Source organism: Roseibium sp., from assembly GCF_025698965.1.
Classification (GTDB): Bacteria; Pseudomonadota; Alphaproteobacteria; order Rhizobiales; family Stappiaceae; genus Roseibium.
Genome location: NZ_JAILWL010000490.1, coordinates 1 through 4,729, shown reverse-complemented (window position 1 = coordinate 4,729; position 4,729 = coordinate 1). Strand labels below are relative to the sequence as shown.

Sequence of the window (4,729 nt, the reverse complement as noted above, 5' to 3'; positions counted from 1 at the left end):
TGCTCGGTGCGACCGTGATTGGTATCATGGCCTTCTCGGGGATTGGCTTGTCTCCGGACGCAACCGGCGAGTTTCTGTTCTCGTTGTTCGCGGTGATCGGAATCTCACTATTGTTGTCCTGGGTGTTCGCGATCACTGTGACGCCATTGTTCGGCAAATATTTCTTCAAAACGGCGACGGGAAATCTGGACGATCATGATCCCTACAAGGGCATTCTCTACACGATTTACCGCAGGTTTCTTGTCGGAACTCTGCATGTCCGTCTGCTGACGGTCGCGGCACTGGTCGGTATCACCGTCGCCTGTGTCATGGCCTTCGGCAACGTCAAACAGGCTTTCTTTCCGGACAGCAACACACCGATTTTCTATGTCCATTACTGGCAACCTCAGGGAACCGATATTCGCGCCACCGAAGCGGACCTAAAGGAAATGGAACAAATCGTTCTGGGTGACGGTCGGGTTGAAACCGTGACCAGTTTCGCCGGTGGTGGCGCGACGCGTTTCATGCTGACCTATGCGCCGGAAGATGCGAACCCGTCTTATGGTCACATGATCATACGGACAGGAAACCGGGATGACATCGACATGCTTGCGCTTGATTTGCGAAAGCAGTTTGCCGAACGTTTTCCTGCTGCACAGATTGTCACCAAACGTCTTGTCTTCGGCCCCGGAGGCGGAGCCAAGATCGAAGCCCGTTTTTCCGGCCCCGACGAAAACGTTCTCAAGCGTCTTGGAGACGAGGCCCAGGCAATCTTCTCACAGCCTGACAATCGACTTGCCGACGTGAACACGGATTGGCGTCAGCGTGAGCTTGTTGTGCGCCCCATCTTCGAAGAAAACCGTGCCCGTATTTCAGGGGTGACACGCGAGGAATTGTCGCTGGCGCTTCAGTTTGCGACGGAAGGTGTTCGCGTCGGCGCTTATCGTGACGTTGACGAAAACATTCCGATCGTTGCACGCAAGGCTGGAGCAGATGGCATTTCGGTGAATGAAACCGTGTCGGACAGTTTGATTTGGAGCAGCGGGCAACGCCGCTATGTTCCCGTCGAGCAGGTGGTTCGCGAGTTTGTCATGGAGCCGCAGGATACGCTGATCCATCGCCGGGACCGCGTGCGCACGCTCACGGTAAAGGCGGAGACGACGGCTGGTGAGACGGCTTCAGCTGCGCTTGCGCGTGTTCGACCGCAGATCGAGGCGATGGACCTTCCAGCAGGATACCGGCTGGAGTGGGGAGGCGAGTACGAAAGCACCAATGATGCCCAGGCTTCTCTGGGAGCTCAGTTGCCACTTGGTTTCCTGGTGATGCTGATCATCTCGATCCTGCTCTTCGGGTCCGTCCGGCAGCCGCTGATCATCTGGTTGATGGTGCCGATGTCGATCAACGGGGTTGCGATTGCTCTTTTGGCAACAGATACGCCATTTGGCTTTATGTCGCTGCTCGGCTTCCTGTCGTTGTCCGGCATGCTGATCAAGAACGCGATTGTGCTGCTGGAGGAGATCGATCATCTGATTGTTGAAGGTCGGGAAAAATATGCGGCGATTGTTGAAGCGAGCGTGTCGCGCATGCGACCTGTCATGCTGGCGGCCATCACCACGATCCTCGGCATGGCGCCGCTCCTGTCGGATGCATTCTTCCGCGGGATGGCGGTCACGATCATGGGCGGGCTTGCTTTCGCAACTGTACTGACCTTGATTGCAGCACCGGTGTTATACGCTCTTTTCTTCCGTGTCCGTCCACCCAAAAAGGGGGCGGTGGATGCAGAGAACAAGACATCGGCACCGGCAGAGGCAGCGCCACTTCCGGCGCAATAGTCCGGACCAAACAGACGTAAAGAAAGGCGGCACTCGTGCCGCCTTTTTTGTTTCATTTCAAGCCGTTCTCAGTAAAAGCAGACTCAATCTCTCAACTTGCCCGAGAAGGTCTCAGGGCCTTTTGAGCGCCATGTGTCGGTTGACGTCCTTATAGAGAAGATACCGGAATTTGCCCGGGCCACCGGCGTAGCAAGCCTGAGGGCAGAATGCGCGAAGCCAAAGATAATCACCGGCTTCAACTTCCACCCAGTCCTGATTCAATCGATAAACCGCCTTGCCTTCCAGAACATAGAGGCCGTGTTCCATGACATGTGTTTCAGCAAAAGGGATCACCGCGCCAGGTTCGAATGTGACTATGTTGACATGCATGTCATGGCGCAGATCCTCCGGATCGACAAAGCGGGTCGTGGCCCATTTGCCGTCCGTGTCCGGCATCGTGATCGGGGTGATCTGCTGGTCGCTCGTTACAAAGGCTTCAGGCTTGGCAAGGCCATCCACGCTCTCGTAGGATTTGCGGATCCAGTGAAAGCGGACCGGGGCACTGCTTTCGTTTTTCAAAGTCCATTTGCAGTCCGCGGGCAGGTAGGCATAACCACCGGTTTCCATCAGATGAAGGTCACCTTCAATAACGACCGTCATGCTGCCATCAACGACAAACAACACGCTTTCCGCCTGAGGATCCGTTTCCGGATGAAGACTGCCGCCGCCAGGCTGCACTTCCATTATGTATTGGCTAAAGGTCTCCGCAAATCCGGAGAGCGGACGTGACAGGACCCACAGCCTGGTCTTGTCCCAGAAAGGCAGCGAACTGGTGACGATGTCGCGCATCGTTCCGCGGGGGATGACCGCATAGGCGTCTGTAAAAACCGCACGATCCGTGAGCAGCTGAGTTTGGGGAGGGTGCCCGCCTTCGGGCGCAAAATAGGATGGGGCAGTCATGGGCGTTCCTGAAGTGACCTTGTGCGCCCGCCGACAGACGCGAAAACTATATTCAATATGACAATTTAAGAACGGTCACGAGGGCAACGCAATTGATATTTCAGGCAAAAAAAGAAAACCCGCCCGCGGGGTCCGCGCGGGCGGGTATATCCAGCTCGATGGATCGCGCCTTTTCCCAGAGGAAGGAAAGGCTGGGCGGGCGCCTAACTGTCTAGGGCCATCTCACGCTGGACGGTCGACTTCGCGACCTTGATATTGTCGAGCACCTTGGGGCAGCTGGTGCTCGACGCCTGCTTCTCGGACAGGAAGGACGCCATGCGGGCATCTAGGTCCTGCAATCGGGTTCGACGGGTGAACTTCGACTGCATCGCAGGTAGGGGCAGGAAAGCCCAGAACGGGTTCATATCTGTTGTCCTTGTTTCAAGATCTCGTTGATGCTGGTCAATAAGCCAGCCGGTTGGCGTTGAGACCGACCTCAATCCGGCTGATCTCATCCCTCAGTCGAAGCTTGAATTTCTTCAAGGAGCGAATGTGTTGCGTATCGGGATAGGGATGCAGTTCTTCTCGACGGATCAGGGAATCCAGGGTGTTGTGCTGACTACGCAAGGATTTCAATCTGTTGTACATCGCCTATCTCCTCATCTGTGGCTGTTGCCTGACACCCAAGATATGGGGAGAAAAAGACATAGAAGAAATACATTGTTTGTATTATGTTGATAGAAATAATCTATTAAGCAGGATGGCCTGATGCGCTTTCGCCCGTCACCTCGTCAGTTGGAGTATTTCATCGCGCTTGCAGAAACCCTGCATTTTGGCAAGGCAGCAGAAAAGTGTCACGTGTCGCAACCGACTTTGTCTTCACAATTCAAGCTCTTGGAAGAACAATTGGGGTGTACGCTTCTGGAGCGGGGAAGTGGTGACATCAGCCTGACGGCCGCTGGTGAGCGTCTGCTGCCGCTCACACGGCAAGCTCTTGAGGGTTTGGACGAAATTGTGGCGGCTGCGCAGGTCGGTCAGTCGAATTTGGGCGGTCTGATCCGGCTTGGAGTGTCTCCCACATTCGGGCCATATTTTATGCCCTTCCTGCTACCGATTCTGAAACGCGAATTTCCGGATCTGGAGCTCTATATTCGTGAGGATCGACCAAATTTGCTGGAAGAAGGACTGGCCGCAGGAACACTCGACTGCATCGTCACGCCGGATGTTGCGCCGTCCGGGAACCTTGAAGAACGTGTCTTGTGTCAGGAGGGCGTTTCCCTCGCAGTACCCCGGGCGCACCCCTTGTCCGGACTGGATGTGATCCCGGTATCGCTCTTGAAGGGTGAAAAACTATTATCGCTTGGGGCGGGTTTCCGTCTTCACAACGATGTTCAGGCGCTCGCGCGCGCAGCAGGGGCCGATTTTCTTCAGGACTACGAAGGCACCAGTTTGGATGCACTGCGTCAGATGGCCTCCATCGGCATGGGACTGGCATTGTTTCCCGCGGCCTATATCGCGTCGGAATTCCGCAAGGAACCGGACCTCTTGTTGAAGAAAGTGGAAGGAGTGCCGATGCAGCGGACGATGTACGTGGTCTGGCGACGTGGCAGTTCTCGCGCCGCCCATTACGAAAAACTACTATCGCTCATGCAGGAAGCTGTTCAAAGCATGCATGTTGACGGTGTCGAGGCGGCTTAGGTCATCCCTTCAAAACATCTCCATTTGCCGCGCCATGGCAGTCTCTATTGCAGGGGCGTGACCTGGAACAGGGCCGCTGGCAACTCCGGTGTGAGTTAAGTACTCTGAAGTGGTGAACTCTGTCCGAGGATGGTGAAATCAATGACCACGGTGAACGAAGAAGCTCAAGGCCTCTTCAAGCAATACCTTGAGTGCTGGAACAGACGGGATCTTGAAGGTGTTGCCGCATGTTTCGACGAACCCTCCATGTTCATTGTGCCTTCCGGAGCCGTGTCTTTGCCGGATCGTCCGGCTTTGGTGGC

The 4,729-nt window shown here is 55.4% G+C and carries 5 protein-coding genes; 2 read left to right on the top strand and 3 right to left on the bottom strand.

Annotation, left to right across the window (positions count from 1 at the left end):
* A partial coding sequence (locus K5905_RS27785; protein WP_297590403.1) for an efflux RND transporter permease subunit occupies window positions 1-1,811 on the top strand: 1,811 nt, incomplete at its 5' end.
* Between the two features lie 111 nt (window positions 1,812-1,922).
* Here K5905_RS27785 and K5905_RS27780 read toward each other — a convergent pair.
* The 3 genes from K5905_RS27780 to K5905_RS27770 form a co-directional block, all read right to left on the bottom strand.
* Complete coding sequence (locus tag K5905_RS27780) at window positions 1,923-2,750, bottom strand: bifunctional allantoicase/(S)-ureidoglycine aminohydrolase (RefSeq protein ID WP_297590402.1); 828 nt, start codon at window positions 2,748-2,750, stop codon at window positions 1,923-1,925.
* Between the two features lie 203 nt (window positions 2,751-2,953).
* Window positions 2,954-3,154: a hypothetical protein gene (locus K5905_RS27775; RefSeq protein WP_297590400.1), complete on the bottom strand. Its 201-nt coding sequence runs from the start codon at window positions 3,152-3,154 to the stop codon at window positions 2,954-2,956.
* Window positions 3,155-3,191: 37 nt separating this feature from the next.
* Window positions 3,192-3,377 (bottom strand): YdcH family protein, encoded by a 186-nt coding sequence (locus tag K5905_RS27770; RefSeq protein ID WP_297590397.1) that lies wholly within the window; start codon window positions 3,375-3,377, stop codon window positions 3,192-3,194.
* 120 nt (window positions 3,378-3,497) lie between these two features.
* On the opposite strand from K5905_RS27770, the gene K5905_RS27765 reads away from it, so the two are divergent.
* The gene (locus K5905_RS27765) at window positions 3,498-4,427 is read left to right on the top strand and encodes a LysR substrate-binding domain-containing protein (RefSeq protein ID WP_297590394.1); all 930 of its coding nucleotides are present in this window, start codon (window positions 3,498-3,500) and stop codon (window positions 4,425-4,427) included.
* Window positions 4,428-4,729 lie beyond the last annotated feature (302 nt).

What these genes read in the sequence shown, in the direction of transcription:
- K5905_RS27780 (WP_297590402.1), bottom strand. Translation starts at nt 2,750, where the DNA reads ATGACTGCCCCATCCTATTTTGCGCCCGAAGGCGGGCACCCTCCCCAA.
- K5905_RS27775 (WP_297590400.1), bottom strand. Translation starts at nt 3,154, where the DNA reads ATGAACCCGTTCTGGGCTTTCCTGCCCCTACCTGCGATGCAGTCGAAG.
- K5905_RS27770 (WP_297590397.1), bottom strand. Translation starts at nt 3,377, where the DNA reads ATGTACAACAGATTGAAATCCTTGCGTAGTCAGCACAACACCCTGGAT.
- K5905_RS27765 (WP_297590394.1), top strand. Translation starts at nt 3,498, where the DNA reads ATGCGCTTTCGCCCGTCACCTCGTCAGTTGGAGTATTTCATCGCGCTT.